20 protein-coding genes are annotated in these 22,038 nt (G+C 38.5%); 9 read left to right on the top strand and 11 right to left on the bottom strand.

The annotated features are described in order from the left end of the window. Positions 1-175 precede the first annotated feature (175 nt). A complete protein-coding gene (locus MKL33_RS01670; protein WP_270906352.1) occupies positions 176-1,120 on the top strand; it encodes an alpha/beta hydrolase in 945 nt (314 codons plus the stop codon). A gap of 108 nt (positions 1,121-1,228) precedes the next feature. Beyond that, positions 1,229-1,855, top strand: coding sequence for a hypothetical protein (locus tag MKL33_RS01665; protein ID WP_270906351.1), 627 nt, complete (start codon positions 1,229-1,231; stop codon positions 1,853-1,855). Between the two features lie 51 nt (positions 1,856-1,906). Here MKL33_RS01665 and MKL33_RS01660 read toward each other — a convergent pair whose 3' ends face one another. Together MKL33_RS01660 and MKL33_RS01655 are read right to left on the bottom strand one after the other, a co-directional pair. Continuing rightward, positions 1,907-3,052 carry an acyl-CoA dehydrogenase family protein gene (locus MKL33_RS01660; protein ID WP_270906350.1) on the bottom strand — a complete coding sequence of 382 codons (1,146 nt, stop codon included), beginning with the start codon at positions 3,050-3,052 and terminating at the stop codon, positions 1,907-1,909. 163 nt (positions 3,053-3,215) lie between these two features. Continuing rightward, entirely contained in the window at positions 3,216-4,574 is a 1,359-nt protein-coding gene (locus MKL33_RS01655) for a dicarboxylate/amino acid:cation symporter (RefSeq protein ID WP_270906349.1), read from the bottom strand. Positions 4,575-5,077: 503 nt separating this feature from the next. Here MKL33_RS01655 and MKL33_RS01650 point away from each other — a divergent pair. Further along, on the top strand, positions 5,078-6,094 hold the full coding sequence (locus tag MKL33_RS01650; protein ID WP_270906348.1) for a glycosyl transferase family protein: 1,017 nt from the start codon (positions 5,078-5,080) through the stop codon (positions 6,092-6,094). 198 nt (positions 6,095-6,292) lie between these two features. Here MKL33_RS01650 and MKL33_RS01645 read toward each other — a convergent pair whose 3' ends face one another. Both MKL33_RS01645 and MKL33_RS01640 read right to left on the bottom strand, forming a co-directional pair. Further along, positions 6,293-6,565, bottom strand: a complete 273-nt coding sequence (locus tag MKL33_RS01645; protein ID WP_002118245.1) for a YeaC family protein — start codon at positions 6,563-6,565, stop codon at positions 6,293-6,295. Next, positions 6,562-7,470, bottom strand: a complete 909-nt coding sequence (locus MKL33_RS01640; protein WP_005073476.1) for an NAD(+) kinase — start codon at positions 7,468-7,470, stop codon at positions 6,562-6,564. The genes MKL33_RS01645 and MKL33_RS01640 overlap by 4 nt, the downstream gene beginning before the upstream one ends. 185 nt (positions 7,471-7,655) lie before the next feature. On the opposite strand from MKL33_RS01640, the gene mrcB reads away from it, so the two are divergent. Both mrcB and MKL33_RS01630 read left to right on the top strand, forming a co-directional pair. Continuing rightward, the gene (gene mrcB, locus MKL33_RS01635; protein ID WP_270906347.1) at positions 7,656-10,052 is read left to right on the top strand and encodes a penicillin-binding protein 1B; all 2,397 of its coding nucleotides are present in this window, start codon (positions 7,656-7,658) and stop codon (positions 10,050-10,052) included. A 21-nt stretch (positions 10,053-10,073) separates the two neighbouring features. Continuing rightward, a complete protein-coding gene (locus MKL33_RS01630; RefSeq protein ID WP_002118198.1) occupies positions 10,074-10,622 on the top strand; it encodes a tetratricopeptide repeat protein in 549 nt (182 codons plus the stop codon). A 25-nt stretch (positions 10,623-10,647) separates the two neighbouring features. On the opposite strand, the gene MKL33_RS01625 is transcribed toward MKL33_RS01630, so the two are convergent. Next, entirely contained in the window at positions 10,648-11,544 is an 897-nt protein-coding gene (locus MKL33_RS01625) for an NUDIX domain-containing protein (protein ID WP_270906346.1), read from the bottom strand. A gap of 136 nt (positions 11,545-11,680) precedes the next feature. Here MKL33_RS01625 and hemP point away from each other — a divergent pair, with 136 nt between their 5' ends. Continuing rightward, positions 11,681-11,851 carry a hemin uptake protein HemP gene (gene hemP, locus MKL33_RS01620; protein ID WP_002118129.1) on the top strand — a complete coding sequence of 57 codons (171 nt, stop codon included), beginning with the start codon at positions 11,681-11,683 and terminating at the stop codon, positions 11,849-11,851. Positions 11,852-11,923: 72 nt separating this feature from the next. On the opposite strand, the gene MKL33_RS01615 is transcribed toward hemP, so the two are convergent. From MKL33_RS01615 to MKL33_RS01600, 4 genes are all read right to left on the bottom strand, one after another. Continuing rightward, entirely contained in the window at positions 11,924-13,264 is a 1,341-nt protein-coding gene (locus tag MKL33_RS01615; RefSeq protein WP_075383613.1) for a sensor histidine kinase, read from the bottom strand. Beyond that, entirely contained in the window at positions 13,261-13,923 is a 663-nt protein-coding gene (locus MKL33_RS01610; protein ID WP_014207221.1) for a response regulator transcription factor, read from the bottom strand. Before MKL33_RS01610 ends, MKL33_RS01615 begins: the two co-directional genes overlap by 4 nt. A gap of 108 nt (positions 13,924-14,031) precedes the next feature. Continuing rightward, complete coding sequence (locus MKL33_RS01605; RefSeq protein WP_017398588.1) at positions 14,032-14,391, bottom strand: NirD/YgiW/YdeI family stress tolerance protein; 360 nt, start codon at positions 14,389-14,391, stop codon at positions 14,032-14,034. A gap of 80 nt (positions 14,392-14,471) precedes the next feature. Next, positions 14,472-16,229, bottom strand: coding sequence for a GspE/PulE family protein (locus tag MKL33_RS01600; protein ID WP_270906345.1), 1,758 nt, complete (start codon positions 16,227-16,229; stop codon positions 14,472-14,474). A 255-nt stretch (positions 16,230-16,484) separates the two neighbouring features. Here MKL33_RS01600 and MKL33_RS01595 point away from each other — a divergent pair, with 255 nt between their 5' ends. After that, positions 16,485-17,756, top strand: coding sequence for an MgtC/SapB family protein (locus MKL33_RS01595; protein ID WP_270906344.1), 1,272 nt, complete (start codon positions 16,485-16,487; stop codon positions 17,754-17,756). A gap of 5 nt (positions 17,757-17,761) precedes the next feature. Here the strand turns inward: MKL33_RS01595 and tsaA are convergent, their stop codons facing one another. Then, positions 17,762-18,496 carry a tRNA (N6-threonylcarbamoyladenosine(37)-N6)-methyltransferase TrmO gene (gene tsaA, locus MKL33_RS01590; protein ID WP_270906343.1) on the bottom strand — a complete coding sequence of 245 codons (735 nt, stop codon included), beginning with the start codon at positions 18,494-18,496 and terminating at the stop codon, positions 17,762-17,764. A gap of 101 nt (positions 18,497-18,597) precedes the next feature. Here tsaA and MKL33_RS01585 point away from each other — a divergent pair, with 101 nt between their 5' ends. After that, entirely contained in the window at positions 18,598-19,377 is a 780-nt protein-coding gene (locus MKL33_RS01585) for a ferredoxin--NADP reductase (protein ID WP_002118187.1), read from the top strand. A 57-nt stretch (positions 19,378-19,434) separates the two neighbouring features. On the opposite strand, the gene MKL33_RS01580 is transcribed toward MKL33_RS01585, so the two are convergent. Then, complete coding sequence (locus MKL33_RS01580) at positions 19,435-20,304, bottom strand: PhzF family phenazine biosynthesis protein (protein WP_270906342.1); 870 nt, start codon at positions 20,302-20,304, stop codon at positions 19,435-19,437. A gap of 230 nt (positions 20,305-20,534) precedes the next feature. Here MKL33_RS01580 and MKL33_RS01575 point away from each other — a divergent pair, with 230 nt between their 5' ends. Then, complete coding sequence (locus MKL33_RS01575) at positions 20,535-22,001, top strand: aminotransferase-like domain-containing protein (protein WP_270906341.1); 1,467 nt, start codon at positions 20,535-20,537, stop codon at positions 21,999-22,001. Positions 22,002-22,038 lie beyond the last annotated feature (37 nt).

Raw genomic sequence — 22,038 nt, 5'->3', positions numbered from 1 at the left:
AGCCTCAGTAAAATCATCTTTTAAACGAGAGTATAACAATAGTCTGCTTTGATTTGTTAGGCAATATAGCTGTAAGAGCTTTTTTCATTAACCTTTTTGCTCCCATTTCTTGATTGCTTTATTTGATAATGATTTTCATTTATTATTTGTATAATAAATTTTATTATCGCCCATTATGCAAAGATCATTTTTCCTTTTATCTACTAGTTTTTTATTAAGTACTTTAATAAGCTGTTCTGCCCTCGCCCAAACGCCTATACAAAATCAACCAAAAATCGTTTTTCAAAATAATCAGGCACAATTTCAAATTAAATCTAAAAATACAGGCCATGATTATCTTATTCAAATTTATAAACCACCTGTCGCCCCGCCCCAACATGGCTATCCAGTACTTTATATATTAGATGGAAATGCTACATTTCCAAGTGCTGCCAATATTGCTCAGTCGATTGGCGCTGGTTCTACCAAATTAGGACTAGATCCACTCATGATAGTAGCGGTTGGTTACCCTCAGCAAAAAACCTTTGATGTGCAAAAGCGTGCTTATGATTACACTCCAAAACCTTCTGCCCAATTTCAAGCACAAGGTAAATATAAATATGGGGGTGCTGATCAGTTTATTGCTTTTTTAAATAGCGAACTCAAGCCTACAATTGCAAAACAATTTCCGATTAATAGCCAACAGCAAAGTCTTTATGGACATTCTTTTGGTGGCTTATTGGTTCTTTATCATTTTTTTCAAAAGCCAGATGCATTTCAGCGTTACTTTGCTGCAAGCCCTTCTCTCTGGTTTGACCAAGGCATGTTATTTCAGCAGTTAAATGATTGGCAAAGTCAGAAACCAAATCATTCCCCTTTACTCATGACCACAGTCGGTACACATGAGCAAGGTGGTCCTCGTACTCAACTTAACAATAAATTTAATGAAGCAGATTTCTTTAAAGCCTTAGAAAATAAACGTTCAACCCAATTTAATTATTGGCATTTTTATAACCCTGCTGAACAACATATTACAAATTTATATGCGAGCTTGCCTAAAGCACTTATGTTTGCTTCATGTCAAAATTTAGAAAGCTGTAAATCTTTATTTGATGGGCCATTGCAGCAGCCAGCCAAGTAAAAACATAATTACATTTAAAGATGATTATTTCGTTGTTCTTAAAGATACTCCTCTTAATGTATAGATTGGTTATACTGACCCAATATGTCATAACAACAGTAAAATAGAATGAATAAAATTATTGTTTTAAGCCTATTGGGTTTTACAACTTTTAGTTTAACGGCTTGTGGCGGTTGTCCAATAATTGCAGGTTGCAATGGTACTGATAATTCCCCCTACTATATGACGACTGTCAGTAATCAAGTTCGTGGTATTCCAGTCCCACCTAAAACTAAGCTGACATATCAGTCACAACATTTTAGGCAGAAATATGAGCAAACATATGTTTTAAAAGAAAAAAATTTATCAAGCATCTATTTACCACCAGATACAGCAATCATTTGGGGTGGTATGCCAGTAGACAAGTTTATACAGTTTTCTAATCCCGAAATGAAAGGATTTTCAGTCTATCCAGCACGAGGATTTAAAGCAGAATTATCAAATGAGTTTTTACGTTTATGGAAAAGCTGTGAAAGTGATTTAAACATTAACTTAAAGAATCCAAATGACTGGTCATTTAATCCTGAAAATATGAAAATAACGGGTTGTGGTGTCGTCTTTCAAGAACGTAGTAAATACACCGAAGATTCATTCCATCAAGATGAAGCAGATGAGTTTTTAAGAAAGATGAATAATGCATTACAGCAATTACCGAAACAACAAGACTATCCTGCCATTCAACAGAAGACCAAATAGTTAAAAACAAAACAGCCCATTCTAGGATAGGCTGTTTTTTTCTCTGCTTAATTAAGCTTTGCCAATTAATCCACGCGCTACGATTTCTTTCATAATTTCATTTGTACCACCGTAAATACGTTGAATACGTGCATCTACAAAGAAACGTGAAATTGGATATTCAGTCATATAACCATAGCCACCAAAAAGTTGCAGCAAGTTATCTGCGACTTTCATTTGCATGTCAGTGCTGAAACTTTTAAGCGCTGCTGCTGTTTCCACATCTAGCTTGCCTTCTTGATATAGAGCAACGTTTCTCTCATAAAAAGCAGCCGTAGCAAGCTCATCAATTTTTGCTTGTGCTAGAACAAAACGAGTATTTTGGAACTGTGAAATAGGTTGGCCAAATGCATGACGTTCTTTTACATAAGCCGTTGCTAAATCGATTGCACCACGAATAGCTCCAATTGCGGTAGATGCAATAGCGGTACGTTCACGTGGTAATTCTTGCATTAAATAAGCAAAGCCTTGTCCAGCTTGACCGAGTAACTGGTTTTTAGGAACCTTAACATTGTCAAAAAATAGCTCAGATGTGTCTTGAGAATGCAGACCGATTTTGTCGAGGTTGGTACTTTTTTTAAAACCTTCTAGATGAGTATCTGCCAATAATAAAGACACACCTTTTGCACGCGCTTGAGGATCAGTTTTTACTGCAAGCACCACAAGGTCAGCATGTTGTCCATTTGAAATAAAGGTTTTTGAGCCATTTAATAAATAATGGTCATCTTGCAAAATGGCGCTAGTACGCATTGATTGTAAATCCGAACCCGCTCCAGGTTCAGTCATACCAATTGCACCAACCACTTCACCTGTCACCATTTTCGGCAACCAGTATTGTTTTTGCTCTTCTGTCCCAATATGTAAAATATATGGTGCAGCAATTTCAGAGTGGCAAGAAATCGCTGTTGATAAGGCACAAAAACCAGCACGTGCCGATTCTTCAACCAACATTAATGAATAATAGGTTGGCACACCATAACCACCGTATTCTTCTGGAACATCCACACATAAAAAGCCATTTTCGCCCAGTTGATTCCAGACGGAACGTGGCATGATTCCTTCGCGCTCCCATTCGTCATAATGTGGAGCAATATGCTCATTCATAAAACGTTTAAAATTATCACGGAATAATTCTAAATCTGCATCGTATGCCAACATAATATTTTCCTTCGGCTTTATTGTTTTATCTAATCTGATTGTTGTGCATGCTAATCATTTTTTAAGCTACTGTCATGACATAGCTGCTCATTAAAACTGTACTTTTCAGTCAGCCAATAAAAAAGGAAGCCAAAGCTTCCTCTTTTATATAGATTTATTTGAATTAATCTAAACCTTCAGCGACTTGAGGAGTTTTTTGCTCCATCATTTTTCTGTCGACTTCATCTGGATTGTTTAAAGCATCATTTAGCTTATCTTTATCTAAAGCACCGACCCATTTTGCAACAACAATCGTTGCTAATGAGTTACCAACAAGGTTAGTTAATGCACGGGCTTCTGACATGAAACGGTCAATACCTAAAATCAATGCCAGACCTGCCACTGGAATATGTCCTACAGCAGATAAAGTTGCAGCCATAACAATAAAGCCAGAGCCTGTTACACCCGCAGCACCCTTAGATGAAATTAAGAGTACCAACAACAAAGTAATCTGATGTTGAATATCAAGCTGTGTATTTGTTGCCTGAGCAATAAAGATTGCGGCCATAGTCAAATAAATTGACGTACCATCAAGGTTAAATGAATAACCTGTTGGAATAACCAAACCAACTACAGATTTTTCACAACCTGCAATTTCAAGTTTACGTAACATGCGAGGCAAAACAGATTCAGAAGAAGATGTACCAAGTACAATTAATAACTCTTCACGAATCAGGCGAATCATCTTAAAGATACTGAATCCGCTAATACGGCTGATTGTACCCAAAATTAAGAAGATAAAGAGTAAGCACGTAATATAGAAGCAGATAATGAGCTGCCCTAATTGTACGAGTGAACCAACACCATATTTACCGATAGTAAATGCCATTGCACCGAATGCACCAATCGGAGCTAATTTCATGACCATATTCACAATGTTAAAGAACACATGTGCAACTTGATCAATAAATTTTAAAACTGGACGTCCCGCATCACCTAACTTATGTAAAGCAAAACCAAAGAGAATTGCAAAAAGAAGGACTTGTAAGATTTCACCATTTGCAAACGCGCCAACCACCGTATCAGGGATGATGTGCATTAAGAAATCAATGGTAGATTGTGACTCACCAGAACTGACGTATTTTTGAATGCCCGAAGTATCGAGAGTGGTAGGGTCAACATTCATCCCTACACCCGGTTTAGCAATGTTAATTACAACAAGGCCAATTAGAAGTGCAATTGTTGAAACGATTTCAAAGTATAACAACGCAACGCCGCCAGTTTTTCCGACTGACTTCATGCTTTCCATGCCAGCAATACCGCTTACCACGGTACAGAAAATAACTGGAGCAATGATCATCTTGATCAAACGAATAAAGGCATCACCTAATGGCTTGAGTTTTTCACCTAACCCCGGAATATGCTGTTCGACACCATTGACAATTTGCGTTGAGCTTGGGGAAAAATGTCCTACCAAGATACCCGCAATAATCGCAATAATCACCTGAAAATAAAGTGATTTATAAATCGGTTTTTTAGCCATAACTTTACTTCAATCTATATTTCCAAGTCCGTTGGAAATACCAAAATGAAACGTCTATTCTTTACGAATACACAGCCCTAACCTTTCACATTAACACCGCAAAAGGGAAATGGTTTTTTGTGAACAAAAAACCTTCCTACTACCTCAATGAAAACAAAATCAATGTTTTCTAAAACAGGAGAATACCTGAAGTTTCTAACCACTTTGAGTAGCTCGAAATAACCTCTTACTTTTTCAATAAAAAGCTGAAGATATAGGAGAATCACATAAAATTATGATATGAGTGCTCAAAAAAGCACGGGAAAGTGTACTCGAATTAAATAACGATTCGATTAATTTTTTAGCTAATACGCATAAAAAACACTCAGGTAGCCTTAAGACTTTAGTATAAGAAACACTTTTGATATTTTTTCAGCAGCTTTTTATGTCATATTGATTAAATACCTGTGGACATTTCATTTTGAGCTGCCTACATCCCATCATTTTTATTGTTTTGAACTACGATGAATACTAAACGTAATATCTATAAAGATGCTGAACATCCCTTTGCTCAATATGTCCGTATTTTAGGTAAGGGGAAAACCGGATCTCGCTCTTTAAGCTATGAAGAAGCCTATCAAGCTTTTACCATGATTTTAAAAGGTGAAGTGCTAGATGTGCAGCTAGGTGCATTTTTAATGCTACTTCGGGTTAAAGAAGAATCGATTGATGAACTTGCAGGGTTTGTGCAAGCGACCAAAGATCAGCTTCATTTTGAGCCTTTAGAAGTCGATTTAGATTGGTCATCTTACGCAGGTAAGCGAAAACACTATCCATGGTTTTTGTTAGCCGCCCTTACGCTTGCCCAGCATGGCCATAAAATTGTTATGCATGGTGCGTCAGGTCACACGCTTAACCGTGTTTATACAGAGCAAGTCTTAGAATATCTTGGTTATCAAATTTGTCATTCTGAACAAGAAGTTCATGCACAATTAGCAGAGCAAAATTTCGCTTACTTACCACTAGATGTGATTTCACCAGTTTTAAGCGACTTGATATCTCTAAGAAATGTCATGGGATTGCGTTCGCCTATTCATACTTTGGCTCGTTTAATTAATCCTTTTAACGCTAAGGCTACCTTACAAGCAATATTCCACCCTGCTTATAGAACTTCACATCAACATAGTGCGTTACGCTTAGGCTATCAAAATAGTGCCGTCATTAAAGGTGAAGGTGGTGAATTTGAACGAAATCCAGATGCTAAGACACTCATTTGTGGTATTAAAAATGGTGAGCTTTATGAACATGAGTTACCAAAGCTCACACCTGAGCGAAGCCCAATTGAAGAAGAATTAGATTTAGCAACATTTAAAGCAGTATGGCTTGGTCAGCAGCATCATGAATATGGCGAAATGGCCGTAACAGAAACCATCGGAATCGCGCTATATACGATCGGCGTTGTTGCTAATTTTGAAGAAGCGATGCAAAAAGCAAAAGTGTTATGGGATACACGAAATTCAGAGCTAAAAGATAAAATTTAGTTCATACAGCCTTATACGCCAAGTCTCTTCGATATTGTTGCATATAGGCTATACTTACTTTTCAAAGATGAAAAGTAACAAAAATCTTTTGTTGAGCAAACAGTACGTTCTTGTACTGTTGCTCAACAGGCGACATCCATGTCGCCTACGCGATAGCAAATGCTAATACGATTTATTCTTTTATTCTAAAATGCAGTTTTAAACAAAACGAATTGGTTTAAATTCTGGCTCATGCTTGTGATGATCATCATCACACTCTTCGCCTTCTTCTTTTGTACCACGGTCAATATAACCACTACGCTGATCTTCTGGTAAGTTCTTTAACTCCCAAGCGATTACAGCTTGCATACAAGTCTCACGTTGCTCTTTAGTTAAAACAACGCCGTTTGGCCATTTACCAATTTCTACTGCTGTTTTTAAACGCTCCACTATTTCAGGGTTTAAAACAGATAGCATTTGTTCAATATTCATGATTCATCTCTTTGAAAAGATTCAAAATCTTGGTTCCAACCAAGTTTGGTACGGCAGGCCATATAGAAATCATAACCTGGTGGATGCAATAAACTTAGTTTAAATGGGTGTTTACGGATGTGTAAACTGTCTCCAACATTGAGCGAGACACTATGTTGCCCATCTGCACTCACCATTGGTAATACCCGATTTTCGCGAATAACGATTTTAATTTCGCTTTGACCACCGACTACGATGGGACGTGATGACAATGTATGGGGATGCATTGGAACTAATGCAATAGCATCCATACTTGGATGTAAAATTGGACCACCACCTGACAATGCATAAGCCGTTGATCCAGTTGGAGTCGAAACAATTAAACCATCACTATGTTGGCGGTAAACATATTGACCATCAATATTAAGCTCGAAGTCAATCATGTGTACCGATTTACCCGAGTGCAAAACCACATCATTTAAGGCAATAGCGTCATAAATGACTTCACCATTTGTTCGTACTTCCATTTCAAGTAAGAAACGACGGTCAAGCTGGAAATGCCCTTGAAGTACTTGGTCAAGTTTGAAAATGGCTTCTGAAGGTTTGATATCAGTTAAAAAACCTAACCGCCCGCGGTTAATACCAATAACAGGTGTATTGTAACGAACTAAAGCTCTAGCAGCGTGGAGTAAAGAACCGTCGCCTCCAACAACTATGACTAAATCAGCAACTTCACCCAATAAATGACGACTTACAATTTGTGCATGATCATAAGGCACTAATTCAGCAGTTTCCTGATCAAAAATGGGGTTTAAGCCTAGGTTCAACAAATGATCATGAATTAAACATAGTGTTTCTACTACTGATGATTTATCTGGTCGACCGATTAACCCGACGTTTCTGAAGGACTTATGTGAAATTTGCACGAATGAGTAAGCTCCGCTGCGATACTTGGCTATAATAACATTAACCTGATTAATTTAAAAAAACATAACAACAAGATGCTGTAAAATTCAATCTAAGTTTTCCAATTATTCACAGTTTTATCATTGCAAATTGATGACAAGCTATCGCATCATTACAGGCATTGTTAGGGTTTTATCTCATTTTTATGAAGTTTGAACGTGGTATCGGTTTCTTTGCACTAATTTTTTCCATTTTGGTCATTGGTGCTTTTATTGCTCTTAGTATCTATCTGATTCGTTTAGATAATATTATCCGTGAAAAATTTGAAGGACAGCGGTGGGATATTCCCGCCAAAGTGTTCGCACGACCTTTGGAAATTTATAATAACGCACCTATTACCCAAGCAAATTTCACTCAAGAATTAAAACTCTTGGGTTACAAAACTTCAAGTAATTATGACAAGTCTGGAACCTATGTTGCTCAAGGTAGCAATATGTATATCCACACGCGTGGTTTTGATTACGGCGACAGTGTTGAACCCGAACAAGTACTAGAGTTAAGTTTTGCAAATGATCAGGTTGCTGAAGTTCGAAGTACAAAACCTTCTTCAACGGGTGTTGCGCGACTAGAGCCACTACTGATTGGAGGGATTTACCCTCAACATAATGAAGACCGTGTTCTCATTAAACTGAATAATGTCCCTAAACCTCTTATTGAAGCTTTAATTTCAACAGAAGACCGTAATTTCTATCATCATCACGGGGTTTCAATTCGTGGTACTGCTCGTGCATTGGTGAGTAATATTACAGGCGGAAAGCGTCAAGGTGGTTCAACCCTAACTCAACAATTAGTTAAAAACTTCTACCTTACACCTGAACGCACCTTAAAACGTAAAGTTAATGAAGCATTAATGGCTTTACTCATTGAGCTGCATTACAGCAAAGATGAAATTTTAGAAGCCTATTTAAATGAAGTGAATCTAGGCCAAAATGGTAGCTACTCAATTAATGGCTATGGTTTGGCTTCACAATTTTATTTTGGTTTACCGTTACGTGAACTCAATGTTTCACAACAAGCTTATTTAGTCGGTTTGGTGCAAGGCCCTTCTTTGTATAACCCTTGGAAAAATCCTGAAGGTGCAAAAAAACGCCGCGATACCGTGTTAAATAACATGCGTGTAATGGGTTATTTAACTCAAGCAGAATATGAAGATGAAATTGCACGTCCTTTAAATGTGTTAAATAAGCCAAGTTTAGGCCCTGCAAAATTCCCTGACTTTTTAGATATCGTGCGTCGTCAATTACGCACAGAATATCAAGAAAGTGATTTAACTAATCAAGGCTTACGTATTTTTACGACTTTAGACCCAATTACTCAAACTCAAGTTCAAAATGCGTTTAAAGCCTCAGTAGACCGCTTAGCAAACAGCAACCCAGCCCGTTTGAAAAACTTACAGGGTGCTGTACTGATCGCACATCCAGAAAACGGCGAGCTCGTTGCTGCTGTTGGTTCTACACAAGACTTTACTGGTTTTAACCGTGCTGTGGATGCAAAACGTCAAGTTGGTTCTTTATTAAAACCTGTGATTTATTTAAGTGCTATTGAATCTGGGCGTTACAACTGGGCAACCCAAATTGAAGATGCACCGATTAGTATCCCTGTAGATGGTGGCAAAAGTTGGACACCTAAAAACTACAGTGGTGGCGGACATGGTATAGTCAGCCTGAGTGAAGCTTTGGCAAATTCATATAACCTATCTGCTGTGCGCTTGGGTCAAGAGTTTGGTCTATCGACATTTACCAACAACTTAAGAAAGTTTGGTGTTGAGTCTACCATTCCTGCCTACCCTTCTATTTTCCTTGGGGCAGTCAATATGTCACCAATGGAGGTTCTTGGAATTTATGAGAACTTTGCTACAGGTGGCTTTAAATATCCGACTCGTGCAATTCGATCTGTTGTAGATGCGAATGGCCGCCTGCTTGACCGTTATGGCCTGAATGTTCAACAAACCATTGATCCATCTGTTGGCTATATTATGAATTATGGTCTACAACAGGTCATGTCTTCGGGTACTGGTCGCGCAGCTTATAATAGCTTGTCTCCTGCTTTAAAATTGGCGGGTAAATCAGGTACGACTAACGATACACGTGACTCATGGTTTGCGGGTTACTCAGGTAACCACGTTGCTGTAGTGTGGTTAGGTTTAGATGACAACAAAGTGACTGGATTAACAGGTTCATCGGGTGCATTGCCAGTATGGATTAATGTGATGAAACAATTACGTCAAACGCCTGTAAACCTACGCCAACCAGACACTGTACAGTGGCAGTGGATTGACCGTGCAACGGGTGATTTATCTGCTCAAGCTTGTGATGGTGCTATGTATATTCCGATGCTAACGCATACGGTTCCGCACCGTGCTACGCCATGTGGAGCACCTTATTATCAAGTTGATCCAACATATACGCCACAAAGTGATAACACAATTCCTGACTCTCAGGATGATAATACCGACAGTTATATTCGTGAAAGTGAAAACCAGATGGAACAAGATCTGTCAAACAACTCACGAGTAATTTCAAGTGGTAGTTATAACAACTAAGCGTTAACAGGAAATTAGGATATGTTGAAGAAAGGTGTTTTTTATATTGGTGCTGTTCTTATGGTCGGCTGTACAACTCTGCCTGATCATTCTGACTCCAAAGAGAAAACACCTACTCCTCCAGTCAAAAAGACGGAAACTCCATCAGGTGTAAAAATTACGCCTTATGATCACCCAGAAATTCAACGTAAAAATTTACAGGTGATTGTTCCTCAGCAAAAAAAGCCTCAACATTTTAGTGATGATGGTAGCCAGTTACCTGCATTTAAAGTTTTAATGCAAAAAACACAGCAGGCTTATAAAAATCAACAGTGGTCAGAGGCTGAGCGCTATGCGCTTCAAGCACAGCGTTTAGCGCCACAAGCGGCTGAGACTTATTTATTTCTTGCGCTTACGGCAAATCATAAACAGCAATATTCTAATGCTGAGTCTTTGGCAAGACGTGGTTTGAGTTTTGCCCAAAGTCAGCCAATGAAAAAGCAGCTATGGTTAGTCATCTTAAAAGCTGGGCAACAACGCAATAATCAAAAAACTGTTCAAGAAGCACAGCAAGCATTAAAAGCCCTTTAGCTTTTAATGCTTTTTTATTTTCTCATTAGAAATTACGAATACCTCCTAAGCCATATGCACCATGCTGCTGTGCAGTGGCTAAATCATCCGGATGCACTCCTCCTAATGCAAAAACTGGAATCTGGCTATTTTGAGCGAGATCACTAAAACGTTCCCAACCTAATACAACAGCATCTGGATGAGTCGTTGTTGGTTTTACAGGACTAATAAAAACAGCATCACAACCAATCTGCTGAGCTTGTTTTAAAGAAACGGCATCATGACAAGCAGCAATATAACGTACGCCCACTGTTAAATCGCCTTTATGCAAATTCATGAGTTGAGATTGCTTTAAATGAACTGTCTTTATTTGTTTTTGTAATTCAGGACTTAATTGATGCCAGATATCTACATTTATAATTAAACTTGATCGTTGCCCTTCATCTAAAGCAGTTAATTGCTCTATATACTGCGGCTCAAATTCTTCGATACGCCAGTACAATAAAGCATCACTACTTTCTACCGTTGAAAGCGTATTGCTAATTTTGATGAGATGAGGCCAATAGAGTCGTTTTATGATGTTTTTATTGGCTTTTGGAAAGTTTAAATGAAGTAGCTGATCACGTGTGTACCATGCCCATGGCTGGTGAATAAGATTTAATAACTCATCAGGTACATAACTATGGAACAAATGAAGGTTGACGATAATGTCATCATATTCATGGTGAATATAATCAAACTGATGCCAATCTTTTAAACCAATACCCACCTCTTCATAAATCTCACGGCGGCAGGCTTCTTCTGGTGTTTCACCTTGTTCAACCTTTCCACCAGGGAACTCATGCTTTCCACCTTGATGTTGCTGCTCTTCGCGCCATCCAACTAATATTTTTCCAAGATGGATCAAGATTGCTATAGCGACATCGACTATTGGTTTGGGCATCTTTTTACTCTCTAAAACTTTTCTCAAGTGTAAGCAAATTTTATCATTTTATAAAATCTTAAAAATCTCATTGACAGATCTATTCGATAATGATTATCATTTAAATCGTTCAAGAACATACCACGGAGCACAACAAATGAACGCACCTTTTAGCTTATTTACCCGTAACAATGACACAGCTCACGCCTTACCAATGTTACATTCTAATAACCTCTTTGCATTAGGCCGTGAAATTCGCATTATGCATGCTGGCGAGGAATATCGTTTACGCCTCACTCGCAACAATCGCCTAATTTTAACTAAATAAAAAACATACTCGCGTTTCAATAATATTCGTGGGAAAACAAAAAATGGATAGCATGGGTAACCATGCTATTTTTTATGAAGGAAGAATAATCTCTGCTCTCAGCCCACCTTGTTCAGCATGCATAAAACGTAACTTGCCATTATGCAATTCAATAATTTTTCGAGTAATTGAAATTCCTAAGCCAGAACCTTGCTGCTGAGTACCAAGTACCCGAAAAAAACGCTGCCCTAACCGTAATAGCACTTCATCATCTACTCCATTTCCCGTGTCTTCAATAGACACCTTAATTTGCTGTTCATATTGACTAATCTCAACATGAATAGAGCCTAGTGTCGGGCTATAACGAATGGCGTTATCAAATAAATTTCTAAAAGCAATAAATAGCAATTCTTCATTCGCATATGTTTTAGTTTCTGTCGATAAGGTATTGGTCTCTATCAACATCTGTTTAGCCTTCGCATCTAAATCTACAGTTTCAATCACTCTAGCCAGTAAGTAATTTAAATCGATAACTGTCTTAGGAAGTTCGGGCTGTTCAGCTTCATTAGGTTCTAAGCGGGCCAGAAGAAGTAAATTCTCAAGTATTTTTGTACTTCTAGAAACGTCTTCTTGTATGCGTTCAAAATCTTGATGAAGTTCTGGAAGATGTTGGTATTTACGCTGTAAAACCTGAAGACGCATTTGTATGGCAGATAACGGAGAACGTAGCTCATGCGAAGCATCCGCGGTAAAACGCTGTTCAGCAACAAGAGCCCTTTGCAATCTCGCAAGCAATTGATTTAATGCATCTATAACAGGTTGAATTTCTGTAATGACATCTGGTTCTTGAATTGGCTCTAAATTTGATGCAGTTTTTTGAGCAATTCGTCTAGAAAGTAAATTGAGTGCAGCCAATTGATGCTCGGTACGCCAACTTACAATGACCCATTGCAGTAACCAAAACAACACCATAAGACCGCTATATCCAGCAAGTGCTTTGAGTACCTCTTCAACACGTGTACTCATTGGTTGAAAAACTTCAACTTGTAGCTGAGAGTCTTCTTGTTGTGCAGCCAGACTACGCCACAATTGTCCATCAAACCAAAAATACGAAAAACCTTCTGATAAGTTACCTTGTTCAAAAAGTTCATGCTGATAGGTATGAGAATGAGTAAGTACTTGGCCTGTGTTTAATAACTCATACTGAATATCAAATTCATCACTCAGTTCATCAAACTGTTTCATGGAATGTTCAGAAAGATCAGAAACCAGCAAAGTATCTGAAATTTCATCCATGATTTCGTCTTGCACTGACATGTTGTGATAGATAGAAAATATGGTGAGTAAGCTTAAAGCCAGTAATCCCACCACGATACTACTCCACATCGTCGTTTTAACCAGTTGAGACTGCAAAGATGAGCGATTCGATTTCATTTTACATCTCCCATACGGTAGCCTAGCCCCCGTATGGTTTTAATACTGCTACTTCCGATTTTTTTTCGAAGTTGATAAATAAATACTTCGATTGCGTTACTTTCAATTTCCTCGCCCCATGCATAGAGTGCTTCTTCTAATTGATCACGGGTAATAATATGCTCGGGATGCACCATAAGCTTACGCAATATTTGGAATTCTTTTGCCGTTAAATCGATAGACTTGCCTGCGCTTAATACGACTTTCGCTTGCGTATCAAGTTGTAGGTCACCCCATGTTAAAACCGATTGCTGACTCAAAGTTTGTTTGCGTAATTGAGCACGTATTCGGGCGGATAACTCTTCTAAACTAAAAGGCTTAACCAAATAATCATTTGCGCCTAAATCTAGCCCCTCTACCCGATCATGAATGCTGTCACGTGCAGTAATAAAAATAACAGGAACATTTTTTTGTTTATGGCGGATGGTAGTGAGAACCTTTTCACCAGCCAGTTGAGGCAGCCCCCGATCAAGTAAAATACAGTCATAATCATGCTGTTCGATTGCCGTAAGTGCATAATCACCTCTTTCGACCCAATCTACCTGATAACCGTCTAACTCTAACCATGATTGAATGCTTTCAGCTTGAGAGCGATCATCTTCTGCAAGCAAAATTCTCATCTATTTTTCCTGTTATATCCTGATTTGATCTTGCCAAGCCTTTGTAAAAAAAGCAAAGCCGCATGATTTAAATGCGGCTAAAAGTAGTAGATCTACAGACCTTATTCATTAGAACTGAACTTGATCCACATCAATTTCTACGCGTTTTAAAGGTTTATAGTCAATGTCTACTTCACCAATTAAAGTCACATTTGTATTGGCTGAAATAGGGCGACCTTGCCAAAGTTCATCATCTACATCAATTGTAATGTTACCTGTCTTGTCACGGAATTGATATTTTTCATCACCTAAAGATTTTACAACCTGACCATGTAATTTGATCGGTGTATTATCTTTTGAGGTTAATGCCTGTTTTACTGTGGTGACAGTTGCCGGAGCAATTGCAGCTTGATTCACTGGTGTATTCGCCACAACTACGCCAGCAGCAGTCATACCAGCAGTCATCAACATTACTTTAAGCATATTCATATTATTACCCTCTGTTTATGGTTCCCTTTTGGGATAAAGCAATTAAATCAACCATAAATGAGGTGAATCTTAAGAAAAACTTAATTTAATGGCACAACCCGCAGGACCTCTTCTAATGTCGTAAGTCCTTCAATCACTTTACGGGCTCCCGCAATTCTTAAAGGTTCTATACCTTCTTTTTTAGTTTGAGTTCTTAAATCATTTAATACCCCATGACTACTAATAAGGTGTTTAAGCTCAAGACTGACCAGCATAAACTCATAAATACCGACTCGCCCTTTATAGCCTGTATGACGACATTCTTCGCAGCCTACCGCTTGATAAACCGTTTCAGGCATTTCCATAATGTAGTCAAAGGTTAGGTGTTCCCACTCATCCTCATTAATATGAGTTTTTTGCTTACAGTGTGGGCAAAGCTGGCGGACTAAGCGCTGCGCGAGAACACCCAAAATTGTTGCAGCTGTCAGAAATGGTTGTACACCTAGATCATGCAAACGAGTCAAACTAGACGGTGCATCATTGGTATGTAAAGTTGATAAAACCAAATGACCTGTTAATGCTGCCTGAATGGCCATATTCGCTGTATCTTGATCACGAATTTCCCCAATCATAATAATGTCGGGGTCTTGTCGCATCAGAGCACGTACACCGTCTGCGAAGCCTAATTCAATTGCATTATTCACCTGCATTTGGTTAAAACTAGGCTCTAGCATTTCAATCGGATCTTCAATGGTACATACATTGACCTGCTCGGTTGCAAGCTGCTTTAAAGATGAATATAGCGTGGTCGTTTTACCGGAGCCTGTGGGACCTGTGACTAAAATAATGCCGTGGCTATTTTTTGTTAATTGTTGCCACTGTTGTAATAAACGCTCTTCAAAACCCAATTGCTGAAAAGAACGTACCAACACATCAGGGTCGAAAATACGCATAACCAGTTTTTCACCAAATGCGGTTGGTAAGGTTGATAAACGTAATTCGGTTTCTTGCCCTTTAGGTGTACGTGTTTTTAACCGGCCATCTTGTGGTTTACGTTTTTCCGCTACATTCAAACGTCCTAAAATTTTAATCCGAGAAATCACGGCGGTCAGCGTATTTGAAGGCATGTTATAAATGGTGTGTAAAACGCCATCAATCCTAAACCTGACTTTACCATTATCTTTACGCGGTTCCATGTGAATGTCACTGGCACTCTGCTCAAATGCAAACTGTAAAATCCAGTCGACTAATTTCACAATATGCTGATCATTTGCATCTGGGTTTTGACTATCGCCAAGCTGCAAAAGTGCTTCAACATTTTTAGTGTCGCGGTCATGAGCCGCATCTTTTTGAGCCGAGTTTACCGCGCGACTTACCTGATAATATTCGCGCAAATAGCGTTGTAACTGTTCGGGATTAAGCAGTACCCGTTCAATTTTTTTAGGCGCTAGACTTCGTTCGAGATTATTGAGCCAATCTGTTTGAAAGGGTTGATCTGTTCCAATCACGATTCGGTCAGCATGAATTTCAACAGCTAAAATATGGTTGCGAATGGCAAACTCTTGTGACATGACCTGCGTTAAAGCACTGACATCTGCCTTTAAAGGATCGATCACAAATAGAGGTAGCTGAACCCGATCTGCAAACCATAAACATAAGCGGTTTAAACTCAAATGGGCATGTGTATGCTGCTGATCTTTTAAATTGAAATGTGCAATCCACTGTAATGGATGCCACTTTAACTGGTCTTTTTGGCGGTGACTTGTCTGTACCAGTAATTTATCTCGTTCTGTTATACGGCCTTCTTGTAATAGTTGTTCTAGACACCAATACGTATCTATTTCTACATGTGCATTCATGCGTTATCCCCAATATATTTTTATAATATAGCAGAGATGTTTTACATTTAAATATCCTTTAACATCAGTTAATTAAACCACTTCTCATCTTAGTATTTTTTTGTGTCACAGGTCATATTTATAGAAATATTTTCTACATAGTTTTGTCTAAAAAAGACACTATGCTCACTATAATAAAAAGCATAAACTGAACATGAATACATGATTTTAAAATGATTCAAATCTACATATAACAATAAGCAAAGAGGAAGTAATATGGAACTTCCAATGACAATGTCATTACAAACAGCATCATTTGAAGAATTTATTACAGTCATTGCTGCGGCGCTTGGTTGTGGTTTATTAATTGGTTTAGAACGAGAACGAAGTAAGCTTAAACATGAATATAAAACCTTTGCGGGATTTCGATCTTTTGCCATTAGTGCATTATTAGGAGCGGTCTGTTTTATATTTGGCATTGAAATTGGAATTGTAGGTGCCTTACTCATTGGTGCTATTAGTATTGTTTCCCTCAAAAATCAGCCAAATGACCCGGGCGTGACCACCGAACTCGCCTTTATTATGACTTACTTCATTGGGGCACTTTGCATTTGGAATATTTCGCTCGCTGCTGGCCTAGCTGTGATAATGACAACTATCTTAATAGCTAAGCAGTCTATGCATGGCATTGCCAGTCAGTGGATTACTGAATCGGAGTTGCGTGATGGTATTTTTCTACTTGCCTTACTGTTAATTGCTCTGCCTTTAGTACCTAATAAGCCTTTTTGGGGGCCTGTTTTAAATCCACATGTGATTTTAAAATTACTGACTTTAATCTTATTTGTACAAGCCCTCGCCCATATTGCGAAGCGACTTTTGTCATCTAAAAATGCTTTATTGCTTTCTTCTTTAGCTTCTGGATTTGTTTCTAGTACAGCAACTATTGCCAGTTTAGGTTTAGAAGTACGCTCTGGCAAAGCCAACGCAACAACAAATGCAGGTGCTGCATTGATGTCTTGCGTTTCAACACTGATTCAAACCTTAATTATTGTGATCGGTATTAGCTTTGCTTGGTTCAAACTGATTATATTTCCTACACTTATTACCTTACTAGTTTTAGCAGTATGGGCTTTTATTTTATTACGTAAATCCGAACCTAGTACGGCTTCGCCCGAGCTTGACTCAAGAATGTTCAGCTTAAAAGAAGCCATTATTATTGCGGGTACACTTACCCTTATTCAGGCAGGTGTTTATGGTTTAAGTCTATCTTTAGGCGATGCGGGATTAATCGCGGGGACCTTACTTGCTTCTTTATTTGAAATACATGCAGCTATAGCGGCGGTCATTGTGCAAGGTGAACCTGATAGCGCACATATGACACCTTTATTAATTGCCTTTTTAGGAGGTTTTGCAGTTCACGCTCTTGCTAAAAGTGTGAACTCTGCAATTTCGGGCGGACTACGCTATGCCCTTGCTTTCGTTCCCGCCCAGCTCATTCATATGGCTATTTTTATTACTTTACTTTGGCTCAACATCCACTGGTTTTAAAATATCTATTGTGCAAGCGCAGAAGTCTTCACCACATCAATGACGGAAACTACAAATTGATCAACCTTAAAATGAATATCAAAGTCTGAAAATTTCATTTTATAGATTCTTTCAGGGTCTTCTTGGTAGGCAGGCCGAGGATCTAAAGCTAACACTTGCTCAAGCTCATCAATGTATTGCGAATCTATTTCTTTATTTTGAAGAAAATATTTTTGAGCTGTTAACGCAGTTTCATTCCAAATAACTGCCTTTCGTTCTGGTTCTGCATGCGCATAACCACTTTGAGCCTCCGCAATTGCATCAGAATATTGAATATAAGGTTTGATATCTAAAATTGGGGTGCCATTTAATAAATCACTTCCAGTGACATAGACACGCACAGACTTCCCCACTTTTTCGACTTTATTAAGTTTTACGACTGAAAGCCCGATTGGAGAAGGTCTATACATACTTCGTGTAGCAAATACTCCAATTTTTTCATTACCACCTAAACGTGGCGGACGAACCTGTGGACGGAACTTAGCTGCATTGCCTTGATTTTTATTGTCATGAAACTGCCAAACTAACCAGAGATGACTAAATTGCTCAATTCCCTCAAATGCTAACAAGTCGTTATATGGTTCTACCATATCAATATAAGACTCGATATTGACCAAATTAGGCTGGCGTGGAATACCGAATTTTTCACGATAGGGAGAGCACATGTGGCCAATGATGGGGAAGGTGACAGAATTGATCATCACTTTTTCTTATAAACACAATTAAATATATTCAGTTTATCGGGAATGAAATTAGATTAGAATAGCAATCTGTTTTCTTTTAATCGTGATCGAGACCTTTAATGGCTGCTTTTAACGTTGAACGCATTACTCATGTTCACCACTGGAATGACACTCTTTTCAGTTTTAAAACTACACGCGATACCAGCTTACGTTTTAAAAATGGTCAGTTCGTAATGATCGGACTTGAAGTGAATGGCAAACCGTTAATGCGTGCGTATTCGATTGCAAGTGCAAACTACGAAGAAGAGTTAGAATTCTTCTCAATTAAAGTACAAGACGGTCCTTTAACTTCGATTTTGCAAAAAGTACAAGTTGGTGATGAAATCTTAGTTTCTAAAAAACCAACAGGTACTTTGGTTCATGATGACCTTTTACCAGGTAAAAACTTATACCTTTTATCTTCTGGTACTGGTCTTGCTCCATTCTTATCAATTATTCGTGATCCAGAAACTTACGAACGCTTTGAAAAAGTAATCGTTGTTCATGGTACACGCTATATTTCTGAATTAGCTTATCAAGACCTTATCTTGAACGAATTACCAAACCACGAATTCTTTGAAGAGTTAGGTATTAAAGACAAGCTTGTTTACTACCCTACTGTTACTCGTGAACCTTTCCACACTCAAGGCCGTGTAACAACTGCAATTGAAACTGGTGCTTTATTCGAAAAAATCGGTTTACCACGCTTCAACCGTGAAACTGACCGTGCAATGCTTTGCGGTAGCCCTGCATTCTTAAAAGATGTGGCTGCATTACTTGACCAACACGGTTTAGTTGAATCACCTCGTATGGGTGAAATGGGCGACTACGTCATTGAACGTGCGTTCGTAGAAAAATAATTTTTTTCTAGACATAAAAAAACCGAGGCAAAGTCCTCGGTTTTTTTATGTCTGTCTTTATAACTTAATTGTACCATCGATACAGGTGACAGCGGTTCCACCCACCAAAATTTTATCTTGATACAATTCAAGTTGAAGTTGTCCGTCTCGACCTACCGCCCCACCTTGTGAAGAAACTACGACATCATTTTGTGCAGGAAGAATCCCATAATAACGAATAAATGAAGCTACGCTACCATTACCACTACCACAAACAGGATCTTCATTTATTCCACATGAAGGGGCAAATGAACGAACTTCTATGTGTTTTTGTTCATCATTATTTTCATGAAAACCAAAAACTGTCGCACCCGTAACTTTCATTTCTAAATCATGTTCTTTTAAAGCGGCAAAGTCTGGTTGGCTCTCTAGAACAGCCTCAGCATTAACAGCTTGTAATACAATCCAGCGCGCCCCTACATCTACCAATGCAGCGTTCCATTGAGTATTAATTTCACATTTTAAAATTTCTGCTAATTTTTCAGTGTGCATTGCATCTAGTGGAGTAATTTTAGGCTTAGGTAGTTCAAATGAAATATGACTTGACTCACTCACGGTCAGAGTCACGAAACCAGCACCGCACTGCTGTACCAGCTTACCTTCTTTCGCTTTAATTAGATTAGCCTCAAGCAAAGCATAGGCAGTACCAATTGTAGGATGGCCTGCAAATGGCAACTCACTTTGCGGAGTAAAGATTCGAACCTGATAGTCAGCTTGTGAATCGGTCGCAGGGAGTACAAATGTGGTTTCAGAAAGATTGGTCCAGTTCGCAATGGCTTGCATCTGCTCAGACGTTAAGGTGCTGGCGTCCATAATGACCGCAACAGGATTTCCTTTAAATGCTTGTGAAGTAAAAACATCAACTTGTTTAAATGCAACAACAGACATAGACCTCTCCTACTAATTTTAATATTAAAAAATATGGCTTTTAAGTCCTTACCATTTTTTGATCTTACTGATTTATTTTTAATGGTCACAGTATCAGTTTATATGAAAAATAATAGACACAGTTATTAAAACTATATCCCTATTAAATGGATTAATCTAAACGCATAACAATATTTGAGATAAATCAGAGATCGCTATAAAGTGTATCCATTGCTTTGGCTTTTTAATGAATGGATATGTACAAATATAAAAAAGTGAGTGATGACCTCACCCTTCAAATCCAGAATGGCAGGCAGCCTATTGGTTCACGCTTACCATCAATTCGCGACTGCGCAAATCATTATCAGGTCAGCATTAACACCGTAAAAGAAGCTTATCGTCAGCTTGAAGATCAAGGATTGATTTCTGTTCGTCCACAGTCTGGCTACTACGTTTGTCATGCGCCTTCAAACTTATTAGAACTCGAAGAGCGTTATGTCAGTGAAGAAAAAGTATCTCTTTCAGGAATTAGCTGTTTTCTCGCACAAATTGTTAAAAAACAAATGAACCCCGACTATGTCAATTTGGCCCTAGCTTGCCCTTCTGGGGAAAATTTTTATCCAATTGAACGCTTAAAACGCTTAACTGCTCAAGTTTTACGGACACAACCAGACATTTTTAAAAACTATACTTTACCGCCAGGTTCTATACGTTTACGCACTCAAATTGCTAGGCGAAGCTTACAACTCGGTATGTTTCTTTCAGCAGATGATATTGTGCTCACTCATGGCACGATGGAGGCTTTAAGTCTCGCGATTATGGCAACAACTCAAGCGGGTGACAGCATAGCGCTTGAGATTCCTACATTTCATAACCTGTACCCCCTCCTTCATAATTTAGGTCGAAAAATTGTAGAAGTGCCGACCTCACCACATACAGGTATGTGTCTGGATGCACTTGAAGAACACTTAAAATCTCAAAGTGTACAAGCCATTTTAACCATTCCGACAGGACACAATCCTCTCGGTTTTAGCATGCCTGAGAGCAGCCGCCGTCGCTTGGCAGAGTTAGCTAATCAGTTTCAGATTCCTGTTATTGAAGATGCGATGTATGCCGAATTGCAACTCACCGAGCCTCTCCTACCCAATATTAAGGCATTTGACCAAAATGGATGGGTTTTGGTGTGTGGCAGCTATACCAAAACTGTAGCACCTGATTATCGGATTGGTTGGTTAGAAGCTGGACGTTTCCGTAATATTGTGCAGCAGCTTAAATTTACAACCACTGTTGCTGAGCCAGCTTTACTCACAGAAACTTTAGGACTTTTCTTAGAGAATGGCGGATATGATCAACATTTACGTCAACTCAAAAAACGCTATCAACAGCAAATTGACACCATCAAATCTTATATTTGCCGTTATTTTCCAGTCGGTACTCGAGTCAGTCGTCCACAAGCGGGATTTATTTTATGGTTAGAACTACCCGAATCAATTGATACCCTAGAACTGTTTCACCAAGCAATGGACGAAAAAATCTTATGTATGCCCGGAATTTTGTGTTCGGCTGATAAACGTTTTAGTCATTGTTTACGTATTGCAGCTTGTTTTGAGTTAAACCCCAAAATGTTAAATGCTTTGATGCGCTTAGGAGAGCTAGCAAAAAATATGCTGCCCGTACAAAAGGATAATGATCAAATCCCTACTAATTCAGTAGGTTGAATCCCAAATCCGGAGTTAATAAAATAAAACCATATAT

The sequence above is a fragment of the Acinetobacter sp. AOR43_HL genome (assembly GCF_027854635.1).
In the GTDB taxonomy this organism is placed as follows: domain Bacteria; phylum Pseudomonadota; class Gammaproteobacteria; order Pseudomonadales; family Moraxellaceae; genus Acinetobacter; species Acinetobacter pittii.
This window is presented reverse-complemented; position numbering and strand designations above follow the sequence as displayed.